This is a genomic window from Candidatus Scalindua japonica, from assembly GCF_002443295.1.
GTDB lineage: Bacteria > Planctomycetota > Brocadiia > Brocadiales > Scalinduaceae > Scalindua > Scalindua japonica.
On the sequence record NZ_BAOS01000022.1, the window covers coordinates 50,051 to 76,235 of the forward strand.

30 protein-coding genes and 2 pseudogenes are annotated in these 26,185 nt (G+C 40.2%); 10 read left to right on the forward strand and 22 right to left on the reverse strand.

Annotated elements, in window-relative coordinates; all coding sequences use genetic code 11:
• Positions 1 to 14: 14 nt before the first annotated feature.
• The 12 genes from SCALIN_RS11990 to SCALIN_RS12045 form a co-directional block, all read right to left on the reverse strand.
• Positions 15 to 572: a nucleotidyltransferase family protein gene (locus SCALIN_RS11990; protein ID WP_096894727.1), complete on the reverse strand. Its 558-nt coding sequence runs from the start codon at positions 570 to 572 to the stop codon at positions 15 to 17.
• Positions 559 to 783 carry a hypothetical protein gene (locus SCALIN_RS11995; RefSeq protein WP_096894728.1) on the reverse strand — a complete coding sequence of 75 codons (225 nt, stop codon included), beginning with the start codon at positions 781 to 783 and terminating at the stop codon, positions 559 to 561. The genes SCALIN_RS11990 and SCALIN_RS11995 overlap by 14 nt, the downstream gene beginning before the upstream one ends.
• Complete coding sequence (locus SCALIN_RS12000) at positions 784 to 1,254, reverse strand: DUF456 domain-containing protein (RefSeq protein ID WP_162532292.1); 471 nt, start codon at positions 1,252 to 1,254, stop codon at positions 784 to 786.
• 24 nt (positions 1,255 to 1,278) lie between these two features.
• A complete protein-coding gene (locus SCALIN_RS22215) occupies positions 1,279 to 1,443 on the reverse strand; it encodes a hypothetical protein (protein WP_162532293.1) in 165 nt (54 codons plus the stop codon).
• Between the two features lie 102 nt (positions 1,444 to 1,545).
• Positions 1,546 to 2,226, reverse strand: coding sequence for a transposase (locus SCALIN_RS12005; RefSeq protein WP_096894730.1), 681 nt, complete (start codon positions 2,224 to 2,226; stop codon positions 1,546 to 1,548).
• 229 nt (positions 2,227 to 2,455) lie between these two features.
• The gene (locus SCALIN_RS12010; RefSeq protein ID WP_096894731.1) at positions 2,456 to 3,055 is read right to left on the reverse strand and encodes a lysophospholipid acyltransferase family protein; all 600 of its coding nucleotides are present in this window, start codon (positions 3,053 to 3,055) and stop codon (positions 2,456 to 2,458) included.
• Between the two features lie 192 nt (positions 3,056 to 3,247).
• The gene (locus SCALIN_RS12015; RefSeq protein WP_203415462.1) at positions 3,248 to 4,153 is read right to left on the reverse strand and encodes a glycoside hydrolase family 15 protein; all 906 of its coding nucleotides are present in this window, start codon (positions 4,151 to 4,153) and stop codon (positions 3,248 to 3,250) included.
• Positions 4,154 to 4,157: 4 nt separating this feature from the next.
• Complete coding sequence (locus SCALIN_RS12020; RefSeq protein ID WP_096894732.1) at positions 4,158 to 5,420, reverse strand: glycosyltransferase; 1,263 nt, start codon at positions 5,418 to 5,420, stop codon at positions 4,158 to 4,160.
• Positions 5,421 to 5,523: 103 nt separating this feature from the next.
• Positions 5,524 to 5,769, reverse strand: coding sequence for an acyl carrier protein (gene acpP, locus SCALIN_RS12025; protein ID WP_096894733.1), 246 nt, complete (start codon positions 5,767 to 5,769; stop codon positions 5,524 to 5,526).
• A 1-nt stretch (position 5,770) separates the two neighbouring features.
• A complete protein-coding gene (locus SCALIN_RS12030) occupies positions 5,771 to 6,160 on the reverse strand; it encodes a formylglycine-generating enzyme family protein (protein WP_096894734.1) in 390 nt (129 codons plus the stop codon).
• Positions 6,161 to 6,395: 235 nt separating this feature from the next.
• Positions 6,396 to 8,057 (reverse strand): sigma-70 family RNA polymerase sigma factor, encoded by a 1,662-nt coding sequence (locus SCALIN_RS12035; RefSeq protein WP_096894735.1) that lies wholly within the window; start codon positions 8,055 to 8,057, stop codon positions 6,396 to 6,398.
• A 948-nt stretch (positions 8,058 to 9,005) separates the two neighbouring features.
• Positions 9,006 to 9,242, reverse strand: a complete 237-nt coding sequence (locus SCALIN_RS12045; protein ID WP_133111857.1) for a hypothetical protein — start codon at positions 9,240 to 9,242, stop codon at positions 9,006 to 9,008.
• 174 nt (positions 9,243 to 9,416) lie between these two features.
• Here SCALIN_RS12045 and SCALIN_RS12050 point away from each other — a divergent pair.
• Together SCALIN_RS12050 and SCALIN_RS12060 are read left to right on the forward strand one after the other, a co-directional pair.
• A pseudogene (locus SCALIN_RS12050) lies at positions 9,417 to 10,324 on the forward strand (tyrosine-type recombinase/integrase).
• Positions 10,321 to 11,439, forward strand: coding sequence for an IS91 family transposase (locus SCALIN_RS12060; protein WP_096892569.1), 1,119 nt, complete (start codon positions 10,321 to 10,323; stop codon positions 11,437 to 11,439). The pseudogene SCALIN_RS12050 and the gene SCALIN_RS12060 overlap by 4 nt, the downstream one beginning before the upstream one ends.
• Positions 11,440 to 11,549: 110 nt before the next feature.
• Here the strand turns inward: SCALIN_RS12060 and SCALIN_RS22220 are convergent, their stop codons facing one another.
• Genes SCALIN_RS22220 through SCALIN_RS12075 form a run of 4 tightly spaced genes read right to left on the reverse strand, consistent with a single transcriptional unit; the run spans position 11,550 to position 13,787 of the window.
• The gene (locus tag SCALIN_RS22220) at positions 11,550 to 11,711 is read right to left on the reverse strand and encodes a hypothetical protein (protein ID WP_162532133.1); all 162 of its coding nucleotides are present in this window, start codon (positions 11,709 to 11,711) and stop codon (positions 11,550 to 11,552) included.
• 11 nt (positions 11,712 to 11,722) lie between these two features.
• The gene (locus tag SCALIN_RS12065) at positions 11,723 to 11,971 is read right to left on the reverse strand and encodes a hypothetical protein (RefSeq protein WP_096894738.1); all 249 of its coding nucleotides are present in this window, start codon (positions 11,969 to 11,971) and stop codon (positions 11,723 to 11,725) included.
• A complete protein-coding gene (locus SCALIN_RS12070; protein WP_162532294.1) occupies positions 11,962 to 12,579 on the reverse strand; it encodes a rhodanese-like domain-containing protein in 618 nt (205 codons plus the stop codon). The genes SCALIN_RS12065 and SCALIN_RS12070 overlap by 10 nt, the downstream gene beginning before the upstream one ends.
• Before the next feature lie 53 nt (positions 12,580 to 12,632).
• A complete protein-coding gene (locus SCALIN_RS12075; protein ID WP_096894740.1) occupies positions 12,633 to 13,787 on the reverse strand; it encodes a carboxypeptidase regulatory-like domain-containing protein in 1,155 nt (384 codons plus the stop codon).
• Between the two features lie 403 nt (positions 13,788 to 14,190).
• Between SCALIN_RS12075 and SCALIN_RS12080 the strand changes: the two genes are divergently transcribed.
• On the forward strand, positions 14,191 to 14,706 hold the full coding sequence (locus SCALIN_RS12080; protein ID WP_162532295.1) for a QcrA and Rieske domain-containing protein: 516 nt from the start codon (positions 14,191 to 14,193) through the stop codon (positions 14,704 to 14,706).
• A 132-nt stretch (positions 14,707 to 14,838) separates the two neighbouring features.
• On the opposite strand, the gene SCALIN_RS12085 is transcribed toward SCALIN_RS12080, so the two are convergent.
• From SCALIN_RS12085 to SCALIN_RS12095, 3 genes are all read right to left on the reverse strand, one after another.
• On the reverse strand, positions 14,839 to 15,504 hold the full coding sequence (locus SCALIN_RS12085; RefSeq protein WP_096894742.1) for a response regulator transcription factor: 666 nt from the start codon (positions 15,502 to 15,504) through the stop codon (positions 14,839 to 14,841).
• Between the two features lie 226 nt (positions 15,505 to 15,730).
• On the reverse strand, positions 15,731 to 17,143 hold the full coding sequence (locus SCALIN_RS12090) for an MBL fold metallo-hydrolase RNA specificity domain-containing protein (protein WP_096894743.1): 1,413 nt from the start codon (positions 17,141 to 17,143) through the stop codon (positions 15,731 to 15,733).
• Between the two features lie 46 nt (positions 17,144 to 17,189).
• Positions 17,190 to 18,857 carry an FAD-dependent oxidoreductase gene (locus SCALIN_RS12095; protein ID WP_096894744.1) on the reverse strand — a complete coding sequence of 556 codons (1,668 nt, stop codon included), beginning with the start codon at positions 18,855 to 18,857 and terminating at the stop codon, positions 17,190 to 17,192.
• Positions 18,858 to 19,007: 150 nt separating this feature from the next.
• On the opposite strand from SCALIN_RS12095, the gene SCALIN_RS24015 reads away from it, so the two are divergent.
• The 7 genes and pseudogenes from SCALIN_RS24015 to SCALIN_RS12125 all read left to right on the forward strand — a co-directional run bounded on the left by SCALIN_RS24015 (position 19,008) and on the right by SCALIN_RS12125 (position 23,363).
• Positions 19,008 to 19,217, forward strand: coding sequence for a YgaP-like transmembrane domain (locus tag SCALIN_RS24015; protein WP_096894745.1), 210 nt, complete (start codon positions 19,008 to 19,010; stop codon positions 19,215 to 19,217).
• A gap of 8 nt (positions 19,218 to 19,225) precedes the next feature.
• Positions 19,226 to 19,459, forward strand: a complete 234-nt coding sequence (locus SCALIN_RS12105; RefSeq protein ID WP_133111859.1) for a hypothetical protein — start codon at positions 19,226 to 19,228, stop codon at positions 19,457 to 19,459.
• Positions 19,460 to 19,879: 420 nt separating this feature from the next.
• Positions 19,880 to 20,167, forward strand: coding sequence for an ArsR/SmtB family transcription factor (locus SCALIN_RS24020; protein WP_420885433.1), 288 nt, complete (start codon positions 19,880 to 19,882; stop codon positions 20,165 to 20,167).
• 5 nt (positions 20,168 to 20,172) lie between these two features.
• A pseudogene (locus SCALIN_RS24025) lies at positions 20,173 to 20,637 on the forward strand (SLATT domain-containing protein); the annotation flags it as partial.
• Between the two features lie 30 nt (positions 20,638 to 20,667).
• Positions 20,668 to 21,819: an ACR3 family arsenite efflux transporter gene (arsB, locus tag SCALIN_RS12115; protein ID WP_230406615.1), complete on the forward strand. Its 1,152-nt coding sequence runs from the start codon at positions 20,668 to 20,670 to the stop codon at positions 21,817 to 21,819.
• A gap of 37 nt (positions 21,820 to 21,856) precedes the next feature.
• Entirely contained in the window at positions 21,857 to 22,216 is a 360-nt protein-coding gene (locus tag SCALIN_RS12120; RefSeq protein ID WP_096894748.1) for a permease, read from the forward strand.
• Between the two features lie 232 nt (positions 22,217 to 22,448).
• Positions 22,449 to 23,363, forward strand: coding sequence for a hypothetical protein (locus SCALIN_RS12125; protein WP_133111862.1), 915 nt, complete (start codon positions 22,449 to 22,451; stop codon positions 23,361 to 23,363).
• Between the two features lie 19 nt (positions 23,364 to 23,382).
• On the opposite strand, the gene SCALIN_RS12130 is transcribed toward SCALIN_RS12125, so the two are convergent.
• From SCALIN_RS12130 to SCALIN_RS12140, 3 genes are all read right to left on the reverse strand, one after another.
• Entirely contained in the window at positions 23,383 to 23,574 is a 192-nt protein-coding gene (locus SCALIN_RS12130; protein WP_096894750.1) for a hypothetical protein, read from the reverse strand.
• 219 nt (positions 23,575 to 23,793) lie between these two features.
• Entirely contained in the window at positions 23,794 to 24,900 is a 1,107-nt protein-coding gene (locus SCALIN_RS12135; RefSeq protein ID WP_096894751.1) for a Glu/Leu/Phe/Val family dehydrogenase, read from the reverse strand.
• A gap of 6 nt (positions 24,901 to 24,906) precedes the next feature.
• Positions 24,907 to 25,896, reverse strand: a complete 990-nt coding sequence (locus SCALIN_RS12140) for an ornithine cyclodeaminase family protein (protein ID WP_096894883.1) — start codon at positions 25,894 to 25,896, stop codon at positions 24,907 to 24,909.
• Positions 25,897 to 26,185: the final 289 nt, after the last annotated feature.

Sequence of the window (26,185 nt, forward strand, 5' to 3'; positions counted from 1 at the left end):
ATTCTTTTTGTTTCTTATAACTTATTGATGATCGCTTTCCAAATTTCCTGTAGTCCCAGTCTATTTGCCCAATCGTTAATATATTTCCTATCAATTATATCTCCAGACACTTTGAGCATGCCTGTTATATCCCGTATATGTTTCTCTGATTCCCCTTCCTGGTAAAACTTCATCTTCATGATTATCACGTCCTCAGGTGAAGAGAGATTTGCCTCTGTATTTTCAATAGGCGAAATCCTGTGTTTCCGAGCAAATCGACTATTATCAAACTCATCTTTTTTGGAAACAATTACATCGATCTTTAATCCGGATGATGGGTGTATGATATTAAACTGACGCTTATGTATGATTGCGTCGTCAATGGCATCTTCACTTATATAAAATTCATCTTCAGGAAAAGAACCTACCAATCCTGGAACATCGCTCTCATCAATATCTACCACTACATCAATATCATTAGTAAATCTTGGTTCACCATAATATATTGATCCCATAGAACCTGTTATAAAATATTGGATACCGAGTTTTTCAAAAGCATTTATTAAATATTTAAGTAAATCATACAATTCCATGAGATAACCTTCTCGCTACTTCTTGTTGGATTTCTTTTTCACTCCATTCCGAATGTAGAGAATGTAAAAAGTTTGTTAACTGCTTCTTCGCAGAACTCCACATATTAAATGTAATCATAATCCTTTCTTGTGGCGTCTTATTCTTTAATACTTGAGCCATCAAATCGTCTAAAATCTCAATATTTCTTTCAACAAGTTTCTTTTCTTCCATCTAAAACACCTTTATGAGGAATATGCCAATGATAACAACACTTATAACCAGCTTTACTATTACGCCACCAAGAAAACCGACCAATGTACCCACACCGGATTTAAATGCCCCTTTTAGATCCTTACCAAAGATTAATTCAAATAATACTGCACCAAAAACAGGACCGAAAATTAATCCAATTATTCCGCCCATAAAAAATCCGACTATACCACCGATTACGGACCCAATCAATCCCCATCTTGTCGCCCCATATTTTTTTGCCCCGATAACACCTCCAAGGTAATCAAGGACAAGAGAAATGATTGTCAGGAGCGCAAAGATCAGGAGAAGAGACCATCCTATGCTCTCAAATCTATCACAAGCTGCATATATGAAAACACCCACCCATATCAGAGGTGTACTTGGAAGAATAGGAAACACTATTCCCGCAAGACCACTGAGCATGATCAGCAAAGAAACAATTAATATCATTATCTGGTATACGTCCATTACTATCTATATCGGCATCAAATCTCTGTCCGCCAGTCTCGCGCCTAATCGCCATGAAGTTGTTGTCTGTTTTCTCTCCCGCTTTATTAAATCGGTATACAGGTCAAGTGCGTTACTGCCTGATTTTATACCCTTGCTTATCGCTTCAGCAGCAAACAGACCGGACGCCAATGCGCAGGAAATTCCCTCACCAAACGCATTAAGAAATTCTGCCGCTTCACCTACCAGAAAACAAGGGAAAACAAGGAAAACAAGGAAAACAAGGGACAGACACTATTTATTGCCTCTTTGTTTCTTCGGTCTTCCTCTTGGTAATACATTTAATACCCGTCCTATTCTCCTGCCTAACTTCGCAACAAAATCTTTTGTTCCCAATGGCCGTCCCAACAACGTATGTTTTCTTATCTTTTCAACTTTCTCATCGTTTTCATCTGAATTAATGTACTCTTTCCACTCTTCCGCAGTTGTATCTATTAAGGATGTTATATTTTCTAAATTAATTACTCCATCTTCCTGTCCTACATGTACTCCCGCACTTGACCATTTCCATCGCCAGGGTTTTCTTACTATACCTGCACGCACCGGGTTCCTCTCTACATATCGTAACGCCGCCGCCAAATAGTCTTCATCCATGACGCACGAATAAAAACGTCCTTGCCATAAGTGGCCGGATGCATTCTTCTTTTTATTAAAATATTGCGAATACCGCATATGGGAAATGCTGAAAACCCTTGCCAGTGAATCTTCTTCTCGTGGGATGCCAATGAAATGAACATGGTTATCCATCAAACAATAGGCGAAAATCGATAACTTATATTTCTTACTGTAATAATCTATCCAGGAAAGATAACTTAATCGATCTTCGTCGTCTTCAAAGACGTCTTGTCGATAGTTTCCCCTTTGTGTGATATGATATGGTAAGTTTGGGACAACAATCCTTGCTGTGCGTGGCATTATAGAATATTAATAATGGTTAGGTAAAATGTCAAGTAAATTAGTGTCTGTCCCGCTTTAACGAAAAGTGAAGATTTCTGATGTTGAGATGAATATTTGCGAGGGACAGATCTAGTAATATATTTGTAGTGTTGGAGAAAAAAAAATGTGACTGTCAGATTTGATATTAAACTCTATGGCCAATAGTGTTTAATTGATCTGTAGCTGTATATCACAGATCTATCTTTATTTATGATGCTGTTTCTATTCTTCTGAGAATATCTTCAGACGCTAATCGAAATTCTTTAAGATTTTCCGGTATCTTACCGATTGTATCTTCAATTTTAAAAGGTTCTCCAATAACCACCTTTATCCAGTGTTTTCGTGTCAGCAAGTCAATTACCTTTCCTCCTATATTATTTATAGACCCGTCAAGGTTGGATCCTATTTTAAGAGGTACAATCAATTTATTACTTTTAGCTGCTACGTATGAAATTCCCCTGCGCGGCCTCATCTTTACGCCTCTGTTTATGGAACCTTCCGGGTATATGACAACTCTTCCTCCATTGGCTAATATATCTATTAACTGTCTGCAGGAAAAGTCCAAATCCTTCCCCTCGTTGGAACGAACTGCTCCGACAAAACGATAAAAGAATAATATGTCATACAAATAATCATAAGCCATGTAAAACAGTGGTAAATATTTAAGGCGAAATGGCATGCTCAAGGACACAGCCATTGGGTCAAGATATGAAATATGGTTTACTGCAAGAATAAATGAATCGCCTGCTTTTTTCAGTTTGTCAGTACCGCTTACCTTGAAATCAAAGAGAATTCTATAAAAAAGCATAAAGGGCAAATAGACTAACAGTTGAATAATTTTTATAAAGTTGATACGAATTCTCAATATTCAGGTACCGTCCTTAATATTTCCTTATGTTAATATTAAAGTACTTTGTAAAAAATATAATGCAAAAAAATAGAATTGTCAATAAGATTAACGCTCTTGAGTCTGTACGAGTGGCAATGATAAGTGATACAGCTATTTATCATGATCTGTTACCCCTTCCCTGTCCTCCCCTGCTGCCACTGTATTCGCCCTTGCTGACACCGTGCTCACCTCTGCCACAAATGAGTTGAATTTATCGGTGTATAGCTGAACTGTCCACACAAAAGAGGAATGACTCCACGTAAGCGTTGAAACAGAGAGTGGAGCACCGTTTACCGGGTGCATTTGCTCTGCAAGCACACCGGAAGGAAGAGCGTTTTTTGTACACCATTCAAGGTAAGGAATGGCCTCTCGAAGTTCATGAAGGTTTTCGGCGCGCACTATATAATACTCTGCTAACCAGAGTGTTGAGATAAACCAGGGATTGCCGGGAATATCCTCCGGGCTGTCATTCGGCCGATGGTAGACATCATCCTGATATCTGGCACAACCTTCAACAGAGGTCTTCAGCCATAATTGCTGATGTATTGCCTCCATTGTTTGGATCATCCGTGAGTCTCTGGGAGGCAATACTCCCAGGAAAGCGAGTGCAGATAAACTGACATCGATTACTTCGTCGAGTTCGTAGCCATATGATAAAAATCCTGACTGAAAAACAGCCTTACCTGGCGTTATACCCTTGTAGATTATCACCTCGATTTCTTTAATATATACATTCAACTCCATATCTACCACGTCATGGCAGCGCAGCTCCAGGCCCAGGGACTCGTTTCTCAGAAACACATCAGTAACAAGGGTGTTATTGTAATATTTTAGGCTTTTATCCCATTCCGGCCCTGTCCAGGAGCAACGTCCATCCACCCACACTCCGAACCGGAAAGGATCACCTTTTGAGTGATGCTCCTGTCCTATATAGGGGAAATACACGTCCCTGATCTGATAATCTGAGTCAAAATTAAGAAGAAGATTGCCGTTGCCTACCGGAATGTTTTTGGGCATAAGTTTATAAGGTGGCTATCGCACCATGGAGTAGAGGTTCAGTAAAATAGTCGTCTGTCAAACTGCTGCAGTTTTCTGATATTTTGTGGCTGTCGATTAACTGATGATATAATTCTGAATATTTATAGGCCATACTTGTTATGGAGAAATTATCATGTACATGATTCCTGCAGTCACCTGGATCAATAGTATTTACTCGACTGATTGCTTCAATCATTGCATCAATTGAGTCTACCACAATACCGGTTTTTCCGTCTACTACTATTTCAGGAACAGCTCCTCTCTTTAAGGCTATAACTGGTGTGCCGCATGCCATCGACTCGACAAGAACGAGCCCGAATGGTTCTCCCCATTGTATAGGGAATAAAGTAGCCCTTGCATGCCGGTACCAATGTTTTTTATGCTCGCTGCTGATCTCTCCAATATAGATAATCTGTTTATCACAATCCAATAACGGCTTTATTACCCTGGCATAATAGTCATTATCAACCGGATGTTTTCCTACTTCAGTGGAAAGGTCGATAGAATTATTCAGGCCTGCAAAAAACTCCCTGTCGGCGGGTTTATTCTGAACACAGCCGGCAATGATAAGCTTGGAACCTGTTTTTTTCGCAATTTCGATGGCCTTGTCCTGTCCCTTGTCATGGGTTATCCTTCCAATAGTAAATAAATAACTTCCTTTATCCGACTCATCCTTTACCGGGTATTCTTCAACGTCAATCCCGTGGTAAACAACATTGTCCACGTTCACCAGTTCACTATACTGCTTTTTTTGATATTCGCTTATCGCAGCACAATACACCAATGGGGATGCAAGAAGATGATTTGCCCAACGCTGGTAAGCGCCTCCAAGAGAGCTGTCTTCTGCGGATACGTGAAGGGTCATTACAATCGGTACATTCATTTTGAATACACTATCATACATGAACTCAACCGCCTTTGGATCATGGGCGTGTATAATGTCAATGTCACCCCTCCTTGCCCTGTACAGTGCCTTTGAAAGGTGTATATTCATGGCCTTATGCTTTTCAGTGGTGTTGTCGCTCCAATAATCACCAGCGCTCCTATCAACAGTCACGTGATGTTCCCCAAAAACCCTTGAGTCTCCTGAACAGGCAACGATCGACCTGTGACCTGAAGCATCGAGCCCTTTGTCTATGTTATAAATCACCGTTTCTATGGGACCATAACCAAGGTTCGGTCTGATCGGCTGGTTAAGTGTTGCCACATGAAGCACTGTCAAATTTTCTTGCTTTAAACTTATCATAATTATACATCCCTTCTCGTTACAGCATGTTATGTTTTAAAAGTTCTCGGATTACCTGGATATCTATTATTCTGTATCATTACCTTTTGATCCTCTTTATTCTCTACTTGCCATTTTTATTTGTATATTCATTAATATACTTTACGGCATCACCAACGGTTTTTATTCTCTCTGCATCTTCGTCCGGAATATTTACCCCAAATGCGTCCTCTAATTCCATAACAAGCTCTACTATATCAAGTGAGTCTGCTTCTAAGTCATTTACAAAAGATGTTTCAAGTGTAACCGGTTTCCCGTCTTTACTTAATTGTTTAATAACCATCTCTTTTAATCTTTCTTCTATTGACATGTTACTCCTTATTATGTTTTGTCTTGTGTGAAAGGACTAAACGAAAACCTTCATGCTGAAGCCAATCCATTGGTATGCGTCTACCCCGGACTGCAGTACGCACATCCATCGGCGTGTTGATCCAGGAACCACCACGGAGAACACGATAAAACCCCGTTAAAGGTCCATTTGGATTATCCTTATGGCCACTTTCATAATATTGCTCATCATAATTATCAAATACCCACTCCCATACATTCCCACACATATCGTGTATGCCGAGCCCGTTAGGGTTTTTCTGTCCGACCGGGTGTGCCATTCTCTCTGAGTTATCTTCATACCATGCATAATCCTTAAGTTCAGCCTCATCACTCGTTCCTGCCCAACGTTCCTTTAGAAAAACTAAATACATAAGAGTAATCTTTATAATGGCTCATCAATAAGGCAACGAAACTGAAATTTCCTTCCAGATTCCAAGTTAAATGCTATGGCGGAATCACTATTCTTCAACTTTTACATAGGGTTCGCATCAGTATCCCATTTATTAAAATCACCAACGACACAAACTCTATTTGCGCCAGGGATAAGAACCTCTGATAACCTGAACATTGCTCTGTTTGTTTTTTTGATTACAGAAATATTTCTATTTACCTACCGTCTTCTACATTATCTAAAAATCCTTCCAGCCTTCTACTTCTGGTAGGATGTTGCAATTTCATCACCGCCTTTGCTTCAATTTGCCTTACTCTTTCTCGTGTTATCAGAAATCTTTTACCAACTTCTTCAAGCGTATATGTATAACCATCTCCAATGCCATAGCGAAGCTTAATTATTTCCCTTTCACGATAGGTAAGTGATTCCAGTACACTTTCTATCTTCTCTTTAAGCATTTCTTGAGCGGCAGCAAGAACAGGAGATTCTGCTTTATCATCTTCTATAAAATCGCCAAAAGCACTATCAGCGCTTTCTCCCACTGTTCTATCAAGAGAAATTTGATGTCTTGAAATTTTTAACACTCTTCTTGCCTCAGGCACAGAAATTTTTATTTCCTTTGCCATCTCTTCAATACTAGGTTCTCTACCGTTCTCTTGAAGTAATTTTTTTGAACCATTTCTCATTCTACTCATTGCATCAATCATATGTACCGGTATTCGGATAGTTCTTGCTTGATCAGCAATCGAGCGAGTTATGGCCTGCCTTATCCACCAAGTAGCGTAAGTACTGAATTTAAAACCTCTTCTATATTCATACTTATCAACTGCTCTCATTAATCCAGTATTTCCTTCCTGTATGAGATCCAGAAAACTTAGACCACGATTCCGGTATTTTTTCGCAATGCTTACTACCAATCTCAGATTTGCACTGGAAAGTTCTCTCTTTGCAACTTCATGCTCTTTAAAAACATTTCCAAAGGATTCTACTCGTTGGCTTAGCCTCTCAGGTGTTTCAAGCACCAAGTCTTCATATTCACTTAGCCTGGATTTCAAGTTTCGTAATTTATCATTCATCTTGTCACGTTTTTCACACAATAAAATTTGTTTCATTGTGCTATTCATTCCGGAAGAAATTTCCTGTAACTGCTCCATTATTGGCTGTAGTTTTTTAGTACGTATGCAAAGTTCTTCAATAATTGCAGAACCCTTTCTCTGACGGTTTCTAACGTTTTTAAGAAGCCTGTACCTGTCTTTTGCAGATGTTCTTTTGAGTTTTAATTGTCCGTAATCCTCCCTGTTTTTCTTTAAGAGAGTTCTCAGTGTTTTTGCACGTACCGGGAATTGCTTAATAAGTTTTTCCTTCTGATTATCAAATTCAATATTAATTGATAAAGTACGCTCAAAAGGCAGATTCCCATTAGTGATGTCCTCCAGTATCTTTAAACAAATCTCCTGTGAAAAGTCAGATTTAAGTATTCTTCTATGAAAGTTCTTTCTCGTCACCTCTATTTTTTTTGCTAATGCTATCTCTTCATCCCGTGATAATAGAGGTATGACTCCCATTTGTGCTAAATACATTCTTATAGGGTCTTCAATTTTTTCTGAAGCACTTGATGCGACACCTAATTTTGATTTTGCATCATCCTTTGATTCGTCATCATCATCTTCTGTATCTGTCGAATCACGGGTCTCGATTTCAGACTCTTCAATAAGATCTATACCCAGTTCATCCAGCATTATCAATGTTTCATCAATCCTTCCAGGCTGAATCAATGCGTCTTCCGGCAGGATCTTATTTAACTCTTCGTAAGTTACAAATCCTTTTTTCTTACCCTTTGTTACAAGTTCCTTAATTTTTTGACTTATTTTGTCCATTATCGAATCGAGTTGAATGAAATACAATGGTGGCGTTATCAATGACCTCGATACTACATTTTATATCTTAATACAGAAAATATAGTACGCAGGGTAGAAAGGTGTCCTACTCGAACACAATATTTAAACAGATCACAAGCAAATAGATGGGCAAAATATTCGTTCCTGATCTGTAAAAACCAATATAGACGAATATTGAGGCAAAGCATCCAACAGCAAACCTTTAGAGAGATTTCCTGGATACTATCTCGATGTTACAAACCTGATTATTAGACCGGTTGAGCAAAAACAAATAATAGAAGTGTTCATGTGAGGCCATATACACAGAACATAATCATTTGGACTTACTCCATTGTGTGTGTGTGTATACGTCTGCAAATAACTAACGGGTAGAATTGAAACCTTTTAGACCTGCAAAACTTCTTTTAGAGAAATTAGACTCCACTTAGTACGGAGTAGATAAACTGTAAATGTGACTTCTGGTAGGATCTAGTTTACTTTCACCTATACACTATAGACTAATAGTGAGAATTAACAAGGGTTAAAATAAATATACTTTACGAGGAGGATAACTTTCAAGTGTGAGTTTCACTTGAACGGCTTCGATAAAGGTGCATTGGTGGACGGTCATTACCATGTCAATAGGATTGAAATTCTTTTCGCACCTAAAATAACGGGCAAGATTTGTCTTTGGGTTGGTTGCAGTATGAAAGTCTCTGCACAGTGGGCAGAGGAAGCGTAGGTATCCCTCGCTCCGCTTGATGGGAGGCCCAGTTCCTTTGCCAATGAGCTGATCAATCGGGATACTGTTGCGCAGTACTCTTAGTTGTAGTGGAGAGTAGCATTTGGCCATGACTTATTTTTTTATGGTATAGACAATATTTTTTTACCATTTTGTTACCTCCTGGAAAAATTTAAAATTCTCTTGTCACTTTATATTCATAAACATTACGATTTCTTATCATCAAGCAAATGTCCGAAACGTTTTCCAAAGCGAACCAGGAATCCGACTGCACGTTGTAAATCACGGTTGCATATTGCTATTCCTACCCTCTCAGGTTGGTCATCTTTGCAATTTGTAAGAGCACATCCGTCCTGTCCTACCGTATAGACGGTTTTGGAGTTCAAGACTCCGGAATTCATGAGCGCTTTAAGCTCATCGGATTTTAGAAGTTCATTCAGCATTAATGCAGTATCTGAGGCTTGTTTTATTAACGATTCAATACCAACCCCACACTGAGCTGCATTGTTGGACGAAGCCGCTATCGCGGAGAACAAAATCGGAAATTTATTATATAATGTAACCTCACACCCTCAACGGGAGGGTGAATCTATTAACAAATAGGAGGTTACAGGTCTATGAAAACATTATCTCAATCCGATTTCAACAAAAATTACCAAACGCATCTAAAGCACCTACGCTTGAAAGGACTCCGGCCAAAAACAATCGAGGCTTATTCACGTGCCATCCGACGGATCGGTGATTATTTTGACAATCAGATACACGATCTATCTGAACAGCAACTACTTGACTATTTTTCCAATCTCCTCAATACCCATTCATGGAGCGCAGTCAAATTAGACCTCTACGGACTAAAGTTTTTCTACACTCATGTGCTTCATAAGCGTTGGGAGCAAGTAAATCTTATTAAACCACCCAAAACGCAACGTTTGCCCGATATTGTCACCATTAATGAAGCCCACCAACTTTTCCAGGTGACGAGAAAACTCAGTTACCGGGCCTTCTACTTTGTTCTTTACAGTCTTGGTCTCCGCCTGGGTGAAGGACTACGTCTTGAGGTTAGCGATGTCGATTCTCAGCGAATGCGGGTGCATATCCGCGATAGCAAAGGCAATAAAGACCGTTTCGTACCCCTGCCAAAGGTAACCCTGAATCTCTTACGCCGTTTTTGGCTTGTTCATCGCAATCCTGTCTTTCTATTTCCAGGCCGTCATGGTGGCTTGAAATCAGCCCACCTGGCAAAAACACCTCTGAATAGAAATGGCGTTCAGGCCACTCTGCGTAAGGTAGCCCGGGAGTGTGGAATTAAAAAAAAATTACACCACACAGTCTGCGACACAGCTACGCAACCCATCTGATTGAGGCGGGTGTTGATCTGCTTGAAGTACAAAAAATCCTCGGCCACCACAGTATTTTAACCACTGCCAAATATACCCACCTGACCTCTCATACAAATCGTAATGCCTTGCAATTAATTAATGATTTGATGAATGGTTTTTCCATAGAATGGGGGAATGTTATATGATATCTCTCTCCTCTATAATTGAGACCTTCATTGCTGACTTTATCACTCTTTATCATGGTTCGATCCTGCCAAGTCAATTCAAAGCCCTGGCAGCCATGAAGGATTGTCGCACTACGCAAAGCCGCGTCATGCTGGTCCAATGTAATGACTGTGAAAAACAGGTTTTTGTACCGCACTCCTGCGGTAACCGCAATTGTCCTCATTGTCAGAGTCATGAGTGTCAGCAGTGGTTGGAGCGTCAACTGAAAAAAGAAGTGCCTGCTGACTATTTTATGCTCACCTTTACTATACCCAAAGAGCTTCGATCATTAGCATGGCAGCATCAACGCTTGCTTTACTCGATAATGATACAGTGTTGTTGGGAAACCGTAAAAACCTTTGTCCAAAATGACAGCGTATTACAAGGAAACGCTGGAGCCATCACTGTTTTGCACACCCACTCTCGCTCTCTCGATTACCACCCGCATATCCATCTGGTAATGCCAGCCGGGGCCATCAATCAGAAGAAAAAGCTTTGGAGCTTCAAAAAAAGCGAAGGAAAGACGCGGTACCTTTTCAATCACAAAGCGCTGGCTAAAGTGTTTCGAGCAAAAATGCTCGATGCCGTGAACAAAGCGGCTCTTACGCTTCCAGTTAATTATCCCAAAACATGGGTCGTCGATTGCAAATTTGTCGGCAACGGTGAAAAGGCACTGGTCTATCTTGGTCGTTATCTCTACAAAGGGGTCATTCAAGAGAAAGATATTATTACGTGCAAAGATGGTCAGGTGACCTTTCGTTACCAGGATAGTAAGAGCAAAAAAATGCTCACAAGAACACTTCCCGGCCCGCAGTTTCTCAGGTTGATTCTCCAGCATGTTCTACCCAAAGGTTTCAGGCGAACACGGAACTTTGGTTTCCTCCACCCTAATAGCAAACGCTTGATTGCATTGCTTCAGTACCTTACCGGTATCAACCCGAATAAGTCGTCAGCCTGGTTCAGAGAGCGTCCAAAGCTTACGTGCAAATGCTGTGGAGGAATAATGAAGATCATAAAAACGATGATACCTCCATCACACAAATCCAGGTCTTTCCCCTACAAGTTAACAAAAGAGGAGGCTGTTCTGGTTATGTAATCGAATCCGCTATGCATCTAAGATTTGCAAAAACGGCATTATCGGGTCGAGATGGCCCCCGTTTGCCCAAATTTGAGGTAAAATGGCCGAAAAACCATGTTCTGTAGCTCCTAAAGCATGACGACAGCAATTGAAAAATCCACTTCTTTGGCTTCATAGCTTCTGCGGTAAAAAAGAGAAGCAATCTTCATAAGATATTTTCTTATACAATGTTTAGCACCCAAACAACGGGCTTGTCCAACAAACGGTTCAGATTGTGGTTCGTCCCTCACACAATCTAACCTTATTCGTTATACATGTCATCAAATGAATCTACAATTATCGCCAAAGTATTTGGCAAACTATCCAGGCTTTTTAAAAGCGGCTCCAGGCTCTCCATTTTTTTGAGTAAAAGAGAAAGAGCTTTTATCGCTTTCGGTTCTGTAAGCTGTACTAACAATTTTACTCCGTTCTTGAGGCGATCATCCATGTCAATCCCGGAAGAAACAGCATTGGCATAAAACTCATCTACCGCATCAGTCGTTATTGACATTGCTGCAGATAGCTGGCTGCTATATTACCCCGATAACCTACACAACAGGTTACAATAATTTCTTCGTTTACCTTCAGTGACACACCTTTTAGAAGCATTTCCGTCAGTACCAAATGATCGGCCACTTCTATATGGCCTGTGTTCCATTCTGTTTCTGTCCTTATATCTACGACATGTTGGAATCCGTTCTTTTCAAGTTTGTTCTTAAGATCATGAACAGAAACCTGAGGCAAACTAGCTATCTTAAATCCTTCTTCCTGCCATGCCGGTATACCTCCCTGCAAATAACCAAGAATTTTATCGTAACCGATTCTGCAAAGCATTGTGCACATTCCCCAATACTGTGTCTCACCATCAACTACAAGAAGGATGTTTGAATCAGGTTCTACCGCCATTCCGACATAGTTGGCCATCTGATCTCCAAAGCCAATGTTGAAACTATCTGGAATATGGACTCCGCCAAAAGCAGCAGCATCCCTTGTATCGATAATGATAGCGTCTTGCATTGCTTTTTGAAACTGTGAAGGAGGCATTGCACGAACCATTAGAGAACTTTCCAGAGACGGAACTCCCCGGGTATTCATTGCAATAATATGTGTTATCTTCATTCCCTCATTCTTTGCAATAACAAGATAGGCCATTTATAGTCGATCCATTAAACTTATTTACGCTTCTTTAATTGAAAATCGACAACTTCTGTTTTTTCTGCTTCTACTGTTACTTCTTTTGATACTGTCATTAACGATTCGTGCCAGGCATTTAGTTTGTACGTTCCGGGCGGAACATTTTCAATTGTAAAGGCCCCGTCCTTACCCGTTACAGAAAAATAAGGATTGTCGAGTACAACCACAAATGCAGACATCTCGGCATGGACGTTACATAAAAGAGGTATTTCACAAGCTTCGTTAAACTCTTCTGTCTTTACAACGCCAACGCCATACGTGCCGAGATTAAACGGCTGGCAGCAATCAGGTGGAGCGAAGACGTTGTGTAGAACACTATCGCTGTTTAGAAAATCAATCTTCGTTCCCTTTTGTACAGCTAAAACGTGTGGGACAAAAGTAAGGTTGAATTGATCAATTTTTCCATGTTCCTCTGGGGCGGGATAGTTATCGTTTCCTGCTTTTTCTATGAAGACAACTACGTTTTCCGGGTATCTGGCTCTTTTACATTCCACATTTCCAGTAATAGTTCCACCTTTCTCGACCTTAACATCGATCTTTATCTCCCGTTTTAATTCCACTATGGCCTTTTCTAGTTCCTCCCGCATTTTAGGGTTCTGCATCCTACAACCCGGGTTTCCACATCTCCATCCACCGCTATCGTTCCACATCCTTCCCTGTCTTTTGGGAGATTGATTGCCAAAGAGTCGCCTCCAACCACGCCAAGCGGGAAACCCGTCCGCATCTCTCAGTACTAATATATCGTCTCCTTTTTTTACTTCATAAGCAGTTATGACTGGCTTGCCCTCATAAAAAGACTTTGAACCAGTAATTTCAATCTTATCCTTCTCCTCAATCTTAATATCCTGGTTTTCAATGTACCATTCCGGTCCTAAGTGAACGGTTGCGGTTTCCTCGTCGGCCATCACTTTTAGATGGATTCCGGAAAACCCTTCATTTCCTCGAATAATCTTTTCTATGCTGACAACCTCTCCACTGATTTTTTCTTCTGTTTCCGAGTTATACATCCTGTAACACTGGTTCCCCCTTCCACATCCTCCTCTCATGCCCATTCCTCGTTTTGCAAAAGAGTCAATTGTGAAAAAAACATTTGAAACTACTACCATAGTCATTAACATTATCAAAACTTTCATGGTTTGTTCCTCCTTTCTTACTAACCAAACTCTGTTAAAAAACAGTTTGTATAATAACTTTCTCTCTTCTCCTACTGTAATTATAGAGCAAGCTGAAGAATAAGAAAATTGGACAAAGGTGGCATTTTACAATGTCTTTTGATTCCTTTTGGATGCAACTTTAGTTTCATGCTTAATGCGATGAGGGAGAATCAATCAATTCATAGAAAAATATCTCCTCATGAATAGAAAAAGAAAGAACTTTTTTAGTGGTTTTTTTGTTGTCAATACCGGGTTTCTTATCAAAAGAAGTTAGTTTTACAAAGGTGTATACCAAATACGTAAGGCATAAACAGAAGAAGGGAGGTAAATAATTTTTCTCTTTAAATGAGTAAACTATATATAAGGAATGGAGGGCCGAATCATGGCAGGCGATTTAAAAATAAAAGAAGAAGCTTGTCCGGGTAATATCTATACGTCCAAGAGAGACTTCTTTACATTGGCGGGATGGGCGGTGTTATTAACAACAGTTGCTATTTACACATCTAAATTATTAGGACCAAAAGCTATAGGAGGATTTTTCTTTCCTAGAGTTCTTTTTGAGCCTTCTCCTGTTTTTCCTGTGGGTTATCCGGCTGATTTTGCCCCCGGTACGGTTACCGTGTTAAAATCGAGAAAAATTTTTATTGTTCGAGAAGGTAACAGTTTCAAGGCTATATCGGTCATCTGTCAGCACCTTGGCTGTGCTGTACATTGGACGAAGGAGAAAAATATATTTGAGTGTCCATGTCATGGAAGCAAATACTATAAAAACGGAGTGAATTTTGCTGGTCCGGCACCAAGGCCATTGAATCATTTTCAGGTTTCTCTCTCAGATGATGGAAAGATGGTTGTTAATACGGAACAAAGAGTACCGATAGAGACTAAACTGGTTGTGTGATTATCTTGAATTTAAATAGGTGTTTTTATCAAATGGCGTGTACGCTTTAAATCTAATGAGAATTACTAAAGGGTACGGGAGGAGGTTGTGTATACAATAATATAAATGGGTTCAAGATTATGGCCTTGTTGTCTATCTAGACCTCAAATCCTTCCTGCACCTTTGGTTCATGAGAAACACACTTGAGTTTAAGGCGTAGAGGGCAAGCTGGAGTCTGTCAGAGACACCTGTCTTCTTGTATATCCTGCTCAGATGTGATTTGACCGCCTGTTCACTGATATTCAGTGCTTTCTTTATCTCCTTGTTCGACGATCCATTACAGACCATTGTGACTACCTCTATTTCCCTATCTGTCAGAGAGGTTTCCTTGCCGCAGTTTTTTGTTTTCACACCGGGAATAATTTCAAGTAATTGCTTGTTTTCAAACCACAGCTCACCCGCGAGAACACACTCTATGGCCTTTATTAACTGAGGTGGATCGGTGTCCGGAGAAAGAATACCGGCAAGCCCACGAGAAATGAAACTTATCAGACATTCATTTTCTATTTTCGGAAGACATCCGGTTCCAAGGAGAAGGATTCGTACTTTATGATTATCGGAAATGTCATCAAAAATAATTCCGGCAAGCGTATTAAAATCAGTGATCAGGAGATCATTTTCCTCTTTAATAATTTCCCTGGGGTTTGTGCTGACGGTAATGGTAATATCAGCATCAAGATTACACTCCTCCCGTAATATCCTTTTAAGGCCTTCCCCTAATAGATAGTTGCAGCACCCAATGGTTATTTTTATTGGCATAAATATATTTTATGTAAATGATCGCGAAAATCCAAGTTTATTTAATTCTACGGACATCTCTTGTGCAAACTAACATGTAGATATAGGAATGAAATGCTCTTTTTTTGTCGCATATTTACAGGCCGGTACCACGCGGAATATGAAAGACGAGAAGCAGTCTGGTATGATAAATATGAAAGTCATTTTCCTGAATTTACTTTAATCCGTATGTCTTGTTGGATTTCATTTAACTGAGAACATATTTATCTCCACGAGACGGCCGTTCAGTAATGAAACCTAGTTTTTGTGTTACAACGTCTGCAAATATCTTTGATACTTCCTCTTCTCCGTGTGTAATAAATACTTTACGGGGTGGATTGTCCTGAAATGAGGATATCCATTGTAATAATTCATCTTTATCTGCGTGAGCGGAAAACCCATCGATTCTAATTACTTTAGCCTTTACCGGAAAATGTTCACCTTGTATCCGCACCGTTTTCGCACCATCTACAATTTGCCGGCCAAGTGTCCCTATCGCCTGATAACCAACAAAAAGAATAGTACATTCTGGCCTGACGATGTTGTTAACGAGATGATGTTTTACGCGTCCGCCATTACACATGCCGGACCCGGCAATGATAACTACCGAGCCTCTAATATAGTTTATTGCTTTTGACTCATCGACCGTCCTGCACAATTGCAATCCCGGGAGGTCACATGGATGATTGCCACTACGAAGTAACTCCGCAGCCTCTTCATCAAACAAATCCGTATGATGACGAAAAACATCAGTAACTCTAATTGCCATTGGGCTATCAAGAAAGATCATAAAGTGTGGAATCCGATCCTGACGTAGCAGTTCATTTAAGCGGTAAAGTACTTCCTGTGATCTTTCTATTGCGAAGCTTGGGATAATAATGTTTCCACCTTTATCAAAAGTGTTGTTGATAATGTCGCCCAGGGTTTGCTGAATTTTTGCCGCGGAAGAAGGAGTCCCTTTGTTGCCATAAGTTGATTCCATCACAACATAGTCAGCTTGATTAAATAACGTTGGATCTTGAAGAATTGGCGTATCTTTTTTGCCTATATCACCGGAAAATATGAGAATCCTTTCCTCTCCATTGCTTTTCACAAACAGCTTAATAGTTGCCGAGCCGAGTATGTGTCCTGCATCATAAAACACTACACTGATACCGTTGCCCAGATCAATTTTCTGTTGATATTCAATCGACGAGAAGAGAGGGAATGCAGCCTCTGCATCTTCCTTCGTATACAGAGGGGTTTCCGGATAATTTCCTTTTTTACCTTCACGTTGATGCCTCTTCAGTTTAAATGCAGCGTCCTCTTCTTGTATTTTAGCTGAATCAAGAAGGACAATCTTCGCAATTTCTGTTGTTGCCGGTGTACAATAAATTCTATCTTTGAAACCCTCCTTAACTAATTTTGGTATCAGGCCACAATGATCCAGATGGGCATGAGTTAACAATACTATGTCTATCTTATCAGGTGATATATGAAACGGTTCCCAGTTCAAATTTTTTAAACCGCGTTCCTGGTATAATCCGCAATCAACAAGCAAGCGGATACCATTAACTTCAACAAGGTACTTTGAGCCAGTCACATTACGAGCGGCCCCTAAAAAAGTTATATTTATTTCCATAATTCTGTTTTTACGCCGAAGCAGCTAATTCAAGTTTTTTTCAGGACTACTTTATTATCTTATATACCCATGCCGCCATACTTCCTTCCATAAACTTTGCATCTTGAAACCCTGCATTTTTTAAGATACGGTGAGCATTAGAAGCCCTCAATCCTACGCCGCAATATGTGACAATCTCCTTTGATTTGTCTAACTGATCCATTTTTGACGAAAGATCATTTAATGGTATGTGAATGCAGCCTTCTATGTAACCACTGTTATATTCCGGTTTTGTACGAACATCGAGCAAGATGAAATCGTCCTTCCTGTCTATCTTGTCTTTGACCTCCATCGCAGATATACTGTTTATTTTCCCCTTCAATTTATTGTGTAGGACGTTTGCGGCAGTAATAACTGGATCCATCGGAGACGAATAGGGTGGCGCATAGGATAAATCATATTTTGATAATTGCTCGACAGTTGCTCTTCCTGTCATAGCAGAAGCAACAACATCAATCCTCTTATCAACTACACCATCTCCAACAATCTCAGCACCAAGTAAAAGTCCATTCCTTTTTTCAGTTATCAACTTTACAATAATCCTCTTCGAGCCAGGATAATAATGAGCCTTATCATTAGAAGGAACGATTATAGACTCTGTATCAAAACCATTTTTAATAGCTTCTTTCTCCGATAGTCCGGTTTTTGCAACAGACCAATCAAACACCTTAACGACAAATGTCCCCAGGATTCCCGGAAAAGTATCATTCCCACCGGTAATATTAATCCCTGCAACACGACCATGTTTATTGGACGTTGTAGCCAGTGGGATCCAGGCTGGTTTGCCGGTAATAAGGTGCATTGTTTCCACACAATCACCAACGGCGTAGATATCAGGAATATTTGTTTCCAGTTTTTTGTTTACTTGGATAGCGCCCGTTTGACCAATCTCAATCCCAGCTCTCTTTGCCAGTTGAATGTTCGGTCTTATGCTAGTTGCCAGCAAGACAAATTCTGCGGGGACAGTCTGCTTTTTTGTAATCACGTTTGCTACATTACCTTCTGCATCTGCCTTAAATTCCCTCACCTCGTCTTCTTCAAGAATCTGAACTCCTTTTGTCTTTATATAATTCTGAACTAAAAGTGCAATATCCTTATCAAAATTAGAGAGAATCTGGCCACGGCGTATAATCAGTCGGGTATTGATTCCATGGGTAATCAAACTTTCTGCCATCTCCAAGGCAATAAACCCACCACCTACAATCAAAGCATCTTTTACCTTCTTTTGCCGGATCAGTGATTTGATCTGCATTGCACTTGGGATATTGTGTAACGTAAGAATATTTCCGTATCCAACGCCTTCAAAATCTGGAAGGTTCGGGATTGAACCAACAGCCAGAACAAGCCGGTCATAATCCAGGGTAAGAGATTCGTTTGTTTTGAGATTGGTGATTTCTACCCTCTTCGTCTCTGGATCGATTGACTCGGCACGGTGTTCCGTCAGAACATCAACATTCAACATCTTTCTGAAATAGTCAGGTTCTCTGATAATAAGGGAATGACTGTTTTTGATCATATCTGAAATAAAATAAGGTGTCCCGCAAGATGCATACGAGATTTCAGCTTCTTCTGTAATAAGTGTTATCTCTGCATCAGGGTTTTCCCTTTTTGCCTTTGCCGCAGTTTTGGTTCCTGACGCCACAGCGCCAATTATTACTATACGTTTTGGTTTCATCTTTTTCTTCCCTCTCAGTCCCTCATTAAGAGCTATGGTTCGATATTACAGTGTAGAAAATGCAGCTGAAGACGTTATCCTATATGGGTATAGTACATAATGCTTCACCGTTAAACAAATATTATTTGCACAAACTTAATTGGGCCGGATATGCGGTTGAAAAGTCAGAAAGCAGGGGTTTGGTCACTTGAGAGGCAGGTAAGGTTTGCCGCCGGCTTACTGGTCTTTCTCGGAGTCATCTTATCGGTTGTTTTAAACCTAATGTTTTTAACATTACCAGGTATAGTTGGAACCGATCTTATTTTTGCAGCAGTAACGGATACATGTGGCATGGCAATGGTCTTAGCCAGGATGCCTTGAAATCAAAAATGTTAAACAAGAATAAAAGAGAATTTAAGATGTTTTGTTTTATTCATAATAATTATAACCACAAATCAATGTTTGACGTCAAAAACCGAAACTTACCGTTTCTCTGGCTATCGTCCGAACGGTCAATTGACGGGTTGGAATTTGACCAACTGACATATGTACGCCTCATGGCGTACAAGATTAGCACTAAAAGAGAAAAGCAGATAGATTACTCACGCGAAAACGCCGAGTAGGCAAGGGAAAACTAGAATATAGGTGAAAAGTCGAAAGACATTGCACGCGGATATACGCAGATCCTGTTAACCATGTCTAAAGAACAACAAATGCACAAATTGAGAATTATGATTTACGAATGACAAATAACAAATGACGAAATTAGATGCCGGTGGATTATTAAATATTTATAAAACTGCTAATTTTTATTATTGACATTACTATGTGTTATCGTATATTTACGATACAGGATAACCTTTTAGAATCTCTATAAAATTATGTAACCTTATCAAAAATTATCATAATCTGAAGGTTAAGCCAAAATGAAAGTTATTATCTACCATTTTGCGCAAGCAAAACAAAGAAGTGAGTGAGCGAATGAAAGGAGCTACGTTCTGGCTACATCAAAATTCAGTGAATTTAATATCAAAGAACAAAAAATTGCAGAGCTCTGCAAAGCACTGGCCCATCCGGCTCGGTTAGCCATTATCAATTTTTTGATCAAGAAAAAAGAGTGTATATGCAGCGACGTTGTAAATGAACTCCCCCTGTCACAATCTACGGTATCCCAACACTTGAAAGAACTGAAAAATGCAGGACTGATAAAAGGAGACATAGATGGTCCCAGGGTCTGTTACTGTATTGATTTAAAAAGATGGCAAGAGGCAAAGGAAATTATCAATTTGTTTTTGTCGCAAGAGATAACACAACCAAATAAACCTTGCTAAATGAGATGGATAATTTAAGAGAAAAGCTTAAAGAAGAAGCACTGAGATTGCGTGAAGACTTAGAGTATATTTATAAGACTCACTGCGTTGCGGCTGAAAGGCAAAAAAGCATAAACCACAGTTTAGGTATCACTTCAATCATCTTCTCTGCAATAGCGGGAAGTCTTGCCCTGGGCAAATTAGTTCGATACTTTGACGTATTTGCAGGTATATCAGGATTTACAGCCGCAACACTTACTGTGCTTCTCATCTTTTTAAAACCCATGGAAAAGCATGAAAGATATTTAAGATTAGGGAAAGAATACTTTGCCTTAAGAGAAGACACAAGACGGTTTTGTGAAATTGAGCTTTGTACTGACAAACCGGAAAGTGAATTAAAAACAGAACTTGAAATACTAATTTCAAAAAAGAGGGAGCTTGATTTAATAAGCCCTCTGCTTGCGATCCGTGCATTTATAAAAGCAAAGAAAAAAGTTGAGTTAGAAAAAGCAAAACACGGAATAAGAGTTAAAGAGGCCAAAGGGAAAAAGTTATCTGTATTTGAGAAATACCTGACATTCTGGGTCCTGGTTTGCATCGGAGCAGGAATTTGCCTGGGCAAGATGGCTCCTAACGTTGCCGTAAAACTGGATTCACTTTCAATATATCAGGTATCTATTCCCATTGCTGTATGCCTCTTTTTTATGATGTATCCAATCATGGTAAAGATAGATTTTGCAAAGGTATTAAGCGCAGCAAAAACACCTAAGCCTGTGGCTATAACGCTGATTATCAATTGGGCTATAAAGCCTTTTACCATGTTTCTGATTGCCTGGTTTTTCCTGGGTTACGTGTTTAAGGATTTCCTGCCTGGGACTGAGATCCTCAAAAACGGCCAGGAAGTTGAATTATGGAGAAGTTACATTGCAGGGTCAATTCTTCTGGGAATTGCACCCTGTACGGCAATGGTATTGATGTGGAGTTATCTGGCAAAAGGAAATGATGGACTTACCCTGGTAATGGTTGCCATTAATTCGTTGACTATGCTGGTCCTCTATGCGCCACTTGGAGGTTTCCTGTTAGGGGTGAATGCAATGCCTATACCATGGCAGACAATACTGTTTTCTGTGGCAATTTACGTAGCTCTGCCCCTTGTTACTGGCTATTTCACCAGGAAGTGGGTAATCAAATATAAAGGTCTGGAGTGGTTCAATGAGAAATTCCTGCACTGGCTTACACCCGTAAGCATATTTGCTTTGCTTGCCACATTAGTGCTTTTGTTTTCCTTTAAAGGTGAAATTATCATGAAGAATCCATTAACGATCTTATGGATTTCAATACCACTTTTTATTCAAACAATATTTATTTTTGGTTTAGGATACTTTGTTTTGTCAAGGTTCTTAAAACTATCATATCATGATGCCGCTCCTTCCGCTATGATTGGCGCTTCTAATCACTTCGAGGTGGCGATTGCAACTGCAACAATGTTGTTTGGATTATCCTCTGGTGCTGCATTAGCTACGGTCGTTGGTGTTTTGATTGAGGTTCCCGTAATGCTTATGCTTGTCTCAATCTGCAAAAAAACATGCTTTTTGTTTAAAGAATGTAGTCTGGAACTGCCACAGTGTAAAACTACCCAACTGATACAAAGTTACGAGAGTGCTGAGATATAGTGAAATACAATTATTACCTATTCAAAAGGATGCTTTCATGAGTAGAGAATGGAAGATACCTGGCGCATTAGTGGCCATCTTTGTTGTGGCTTATACTCTGCCTTTAGGGAATCCAAAGATTCAGGAGGCGTTTCGGTTACTACAGTGGTACGCGCGCAACCACACCTTAGCTTGCGTTGTGCCCGTTCTATTTATTGCAGGGGCCGTTATCACATTTCTATCACAGAACACGGTAATGCGTTATCTGAGGCCCAAATCTAATCCGGTTATTGCTTATGCCGTGGCATCTGTTTCAGGCTGTATCCTGGCCGTTTGCTCGTGCAGCGTGCTGCCTATTTTTGCCGGTATCTATAAACTAGGCGCTGGTATCGTCAAAAATATTAACCGTAGAAAATAGAATTATCTAAGGTATTGTCAAAATGAATCATGTTTACGGCCCGGTGCCTTCAAGAAGATTAGGTTTGTCTTTGGGTGTGGATATAGTCCCCTATAAAATTCGTTACTATCTTGTTAGGCAAATATCATGGGTAGGAAGACTTTAATAGCAAACATTATTGAGAGACTGGCGTGGCCCATATTTTCCATTTGACCCAGAATTTTCGATGAATTTCCGAATTTTCCTATTGGACATGAAAATAGTTCGTATAAACTTGATAGTTATCGTATTTTTCACATGTTGCCTACGTGAATTAGAAAGCGCCGGGCATGGTCATAGTATACACACATCTGCTGACAGTATTCGACAGCGAACAACTGAAAACTTTGATGTAGTTAATTTATTCAAACCCATACATCCAAAAACACCTGATTCTCCTGGATTTGATATATACATGACCCCTTTGATCATTCAGGAAATACCACCTGGTGGAGCAGGAGATATGACTGACCGGTTTGGTCTTGTTACTGCGGATTCTTCTGGACACCTTCATATTGATTTGACGCACCCTGTTGTTTATTATTCTCAGTCTTACGTTGAGTTGGGTGGAAGCGTATATCAACAGATTTCTTACCTTTGGTGTTATGATATGGGCAACACAGAATGCTTAGCGAAGAATATGGGAATTGCCGTTCAAGGAATTCGTATGACGATGTATGGCGACGGATTCCCAGCGATAATTGAAGTCCTTGATGATACGAGCAATCACCGTATCCTTTATGTTTCTACGACTCTAGAAGAGACTGCAGTGAATGTATTTGGCAAACCCCTGCCGGGCAGAAAATATTCCATTGAATGTAATCAAGAGGACTTGCCGGATGTTGTTGTTGCTCGGGTTGTAAATAATGGACCAGAACCTTCCGGGCCGTTTGTATATATTAAATCCTGTAGCCATGATATCACTACTCTACTTTGTCGCTGCGAAAACTCCCAATTCAGGGATATACAAGAAGATGTACTCTACGAGCTTTTACCGATCGAGGAACTCTCTTTTGTTGGAATTAATGATACGTCCTGGTCAAGGGAAATCCTAAACAACAAGTATCCACGGTCGAAGGAGGAAAAGAACCAATTGTTGAGGACCCTGCGGTTACCACCGGAGTTTTGATCTAGCAGAACGGCAACCATTAAAAGCCTGACAGTTCATTGACCACGGCATCAGGATTCTGCCAAAGTTCTCTGTCTTTTCTATCAAGAAATTCAATATACTTCTGTTCGTCTTTAAATGGTTTTAAATCGTGAAGATTAATTCCCTGCTTTCGTAGAGGGCATTCGATAGACGGCAATTGGGAAGCATGGCCAATTTCTTCTTTTTCCATGTACTTTGCTTTGCATTCCTTACTATCTAAAAAAGTTGATAATAGAAAGACCGTGATTAATGTAATAATTGTAATTTGAACATTTTCTCTTTTTCTGAAAGTCGGGTTAAACCAGTATCATTGTCATCGTAAGAAATGATATTTTGTCAAGAGCTGTTCCCACAACATGCATAACTCCCCATTAGCATGCGGTCAGAGAATGTGTAAGGCGCTTGTTAATCAGGTACGACGGTAAGCCATTGCTCTCTTGACGCGATTGCATGCCATTTTTACGGCAGCCTCTCTGGGCAGCAAATTTTCCTTCTTTGATCTTTCCAATATCTCAACCGTATTGGTACGGATCTTTTCTTCAATCGTCTCCATAACCTGACTTTCAGACCCTCCGCGAAATTCTACGGCGGCACAAATAACACCACCAGCGTTGGCAATAAAGTCAGGGATATTCAGAATTCCCCTTTTATGCATCAGTTGTTCAGCCGTTTCTGTGGCGGGTATGTTGGCTCCATGTATAACCAGCCTTGCCTTGAGTTGATCTACATTGTTTTCTGTCAGCACATCTGGTCGCGCTGCCGGAATCCAGATATCACATTTTATACCAACAAGTTCATCACGGCTTATTGCCTGGCCACCGGAAAAAGTGTGCACCGGAGAGCCTTCCTTCTTGTGCTTAATCAGTGCGTCTACGTCCAGGCCGTTTTGGTTCTGAATAGCACCTTGGCTATCGGAGACAGCGACCAGCATTGCACCTCGTTTGCCAAGAAAGTTAGCGGCATGCCTACCTACTGCGCCAAACCCCTGTATGGCAAGATGACTTTCTTTGAGAGGAATCCCTGCTTCTGTAGCCGCTACTTCAGCAGCTACTGCTACTCCAAAACCAGTAGCTCCTATCTCGTCTAGCGGAATACCGCCCAGTACTCTTGGAAGACCTGCCGCTCTACCAATTTCATCATCAACCCAAGCCATGCACTCTTCATTTGTTCCCATATCAGGCCCGGGGATGTATTCTGTAACCGATCTGATCATACGGGCAAAAGTGCGCATTAATTTTTCCTTTTGTTCATAACTGCAAGCAGGATCAGCAATGATCCCTGCTTTAGCTCCTCCATGTGGAAGTCCTGCCGCGGCATTCTTTAGTGTCATGGCACGAGAAAGTCTGTATATCTCGTCTATCGTTAAATCAGGTGCCATTCGCACGCCTCCAATTGCCGGTCCGCAGGCGACGTTGTCAACAACTACGATGGCTTCCAGAGCTATACGTGGCTGGCGTAACAACAATATTTTTTCTGGCCCAAGTTCATCACCGATATTGTGTATTTTAATTTTCATCTCTTATCAGAACAGCTTTATATGTTTTGGTTTCTTCTGCTTCTTCATAAGCGTGTGATACACAACATACGCTGTAGAAATATCCTGGACGGCTAAACCGGTTGAATCAAATAAAGTGATTTCATCGTCTGCTGTTCTCCCTTTTTTCTTACCGACAACAATTTCTCCAAGTTCCGCGTGAATATCTTTCTTCTTTAGTTTGCCTCTGGAAATCGGGACATTGATTTCTCCGGAGTGTGAGGCCTGTTGCCATTCGTCTAACACAATCTTGCAAGATTTAGTTAGAGTCGTTTCCAATTCCTGCTTTCCTGCGGCATCAGCGCCAATACCATTAATGTGTGTACCGGGACCGATCCATGATTTCTTGATAATTGGCTTTCTGGCAGGTGTGGTTGTAGTAATAATATCCGCACCACGACAAGCTTTTTTGCCGTCAGGTTCCGGAAGGAAAGTGACTTTAGGATATTCCTTAGACATCTCCCTGCAGAATTTAATCATGGACTTTTCAGAACGTGCGTGTACACGAACTTCTTTGAGTTTTCTTGTAAGCATTATATGATGTAATTGAGTGTAGGCTTGCGCACCTGCACCAATCAAAGCCATAACTTTGCTGTTTTTTCTAGATAAGTACTTCGTTGCCACACCACCTGCTGCACCGGTACGCATATTTGTAATATGCGTACCATCCAATACGGCAATATTAATCCCGTTCTTCGGGTCTGTCAGGAGAATAGTTGCCATAACGGTTGGCAGGCCGTATTTTTTATGATTATCAGGATGGACTGTAACCGATTTTATTCCGGCAACATTCATACCCCGATCATTAATGTAAGCGGGCATAGATCGTAAATCACCAAATTTGAAAGTCAAGTATGACTTTGGCGGTTGACAAGCTTTGTGCCGACCAAAAGCTTTGAATGCCGCCTCAACTGTTTTCAGAGAAAGTGGATATGTCAGCACAGATTGTACATCTTTTGCTGTAATTAATAATGTCATATGAAATTGGATGATAAGTAACTGTTTTTTATCAATATGTGTATTAGAACAAAATACCACAAGAATTCAACAATTTTTCAGGTTTTTCGTAATGAATACGGTAATATTGCTCTGTGTCATCATTCAGAAAATTGGCATATCGTCATTTTGGACAAATGCACTTCGTTCAGTGTATACTCCTTGAAGAATCTAATATTTACAATATGTTACCCGTCCTCGGTTACACAGAAATTGATCGGCTAAGGCCTCAGAATGACATTGTAACATTGTCTGTATGCCGATAGTGTGT

What these genes read in the sequence shown, in the direction of transcription:
- SCALIN_RS12045 (WP_133111857.1), bottom strand. Translation starts at nt 9,242, where the DNA reads ATGCTGAATGAACTTCTAAAATCCGATGAGCTTAAAGCGCTCATGAAT.
- SCALIN_RS12030 (WP_096894734.1), bottom strand. Translation starts at nt 6,160, where the DNA reads ATGTATTTAGTTTTTCTAAAGGAACGTTGGGCAGGAACGAGTGATGAG.
- SCALIN_RS12095 (WP_096894744.1), bottom strand. Translation starts at nt 18,857, where the DNA reads ATGAAACCAAAACGTATAGTAATAATTGGCGCTGTGGCGTCAGGAACC.
- SCALIN_RS12060 (WP_096892569.1), top strand. Translation starts at nt 10,321, where the DNA reads ATGATATCTCTCTCCTCTATAATTGAGACCTTCATTGCTGACTTTATC.
- SCALIN_RS12135 (WP_096894751.1), bottom strand. Translation starts at nt 24,900, where the DNA reads ATGAAAATTAAAATACACAATATCGGTGATGAACTTGGGCCAGAAAAA.
- SCALIN_RS12000 (WP_162532292.1), bottom strand. Translation starts at nt 1,254, where the DNA reads ATGATATTAATTGTTTCTTTGCTGATCATGCTCAGTGGTCTTGCGGGA.
- SCALIN_RS12120 (WP_096894748.1), top strand. Translation starts at nt 21,857, where the DNA reads ATGAGTAGAGAATGGAAGATACCTGGCGCATTAGTGGCCATCTTTGTT.
- SCALIN_RS12070 (WP_162532294.1), bottom strand. Translation starts at nt 12,579, where the DNA reads ATGAAGATAACACATATTATTGCAATGAATACCCGGGGAGTTCCGTCT.
- SCALIN_RS12020 (WP_096894732.1), bottom strand. Translation starts at nt 5,420, where the DNA reads ATGATAAGTTTAAAGCAAGAAAATTTGACAGTGCTTCATGTGGCAACA.
- SCALIN_RS12130 (WP_096894750.1), bottom strand. Translation starts at nt 23,574, where the DNA reads ATGGAAAAAGAAGAAATTGGCCATGCTTCCCAATTGCCGTCTATCGAA.
- SCALIN_RS12065 (WP_096894738.1), bottom strand. Translation starts at nt 11,971, where the DNA reads ATGTCAATAACGACTGATGCGGTAGATGAGTTTTATGCCAATGCTGTT.
- SCALIN_RS12105 (WP_133111859.1), top strand. Translation starts at nt 19,226, where the DNA reads ATGTTAAACAAGAATAAAAGAGAATTTAAGATGTTTTGTTTTATTCAT.
- SCALIN_RS12085 (WP_096894742.1), bottom strand. Translation starts at nt 15,504, where the DNA reads ATGCCAATAAAAATAACCATTGGGTGCTGCAACTATCTATTAGGGGAA.
- SCALIN_RS11990 (WP_096894727.1), bottom strand. Translation starts at nt 572, where the DNA reads ATGGAATTGTATGATTTACTTAAATATTTAATAAATGCTTTTGAAAAA.
- SCALIN_RS12035 (WP_096894735.1), bottom strand. Translation starts at nt 8,057, where the DNA reads ATGGACAAAATAAGTCAAAAAATTAAGGAACTTGTAACAAAGGGTAAG.
- SCALIN_RS11995 (WP_096894728.1), bottom strand. Translation starts at nt 783, where the DNA reads ATGGAAGAAAAGAAACTTGTTGAAAGAAATATTGAGATTTTAGACGAT.
- acpP (WP_096894733.1), bottom strand. Translation starts at nt 5,769, where the DNA reads ATGTCAATAGAAGAAAGATTAAAAGAGATGGTTATTAAACAATTAAGT.
- SCALIN_RS12090 (WP_096894743.1), bottom strand. Translation starts at nt 17,143, where the DNA reads ATGGAAATAAATATAACTTTTTTAGGGGCCGCTCGTAATGTGACTGGC.
- SCALIN_RS12075 (WP_096894740.1), bottom strand. Translation starts at nt 13,787, where the DNA reads ATGAAAGTTTTGATAATGTTAATGACTATGGTAGTAGTTTCAAATGTT.
- SCALIN_RS12125 (WP_133111862.1), top strand. Translation starts at nt 22,449, where the DNA reads ATGAAAATAGTTCGTATAAACTTGATAGTTATCGTATTTTTCACATGT.
- SCALIN_RS24015 (WP_096894745.1), top strand. Translation starts at nt 19,008, where the DNA reads ATGCGGTTGAAAAGTCAGAAAGCAGGGGTTTGGTCACTTGAGAGGCAG.
- SCALIN_RS12005 (WP_096894730.1), bottom strand. Translation starts at nt 2,226, where the DNA reads ATGCCACGCACAGCAAGGATTGTTGTCCCAAACTTACCATATCATATC.
- SCALIN_RS12015 (WP_203415462.1), bottom strand. Translation starts at nt 4,153, where the DNA reads ATGCCCAAAAACATTCCGGTAGGCAACGGCAATCTTCTTCTTAATTTT.
- SCALIN_RS12080 (WP_162532295.1), top strand. Translation starts at nt 14,191, where the DNA reads ATGGCAGGCGATTTAAAAATAAAAGAAGAAGCTTGTCCGGGTAATATC.
- SCALIN_RS12140 (WP_096894883.1), bottom strand. Translation starts at nt 25,896, where the DNA reads ATGACATTATTAATTACAGCAAAAGATGTACAATCTGTGCTGACATAT.
- SCALIN_RS12010 (WP_096894731.1), bottom strand. Translation starts at nt 3,055, where the DNA reads ATGCTTTTTTATAGAATTCTCTTTGATTTCAAGGTAAGCGGTACTGAC.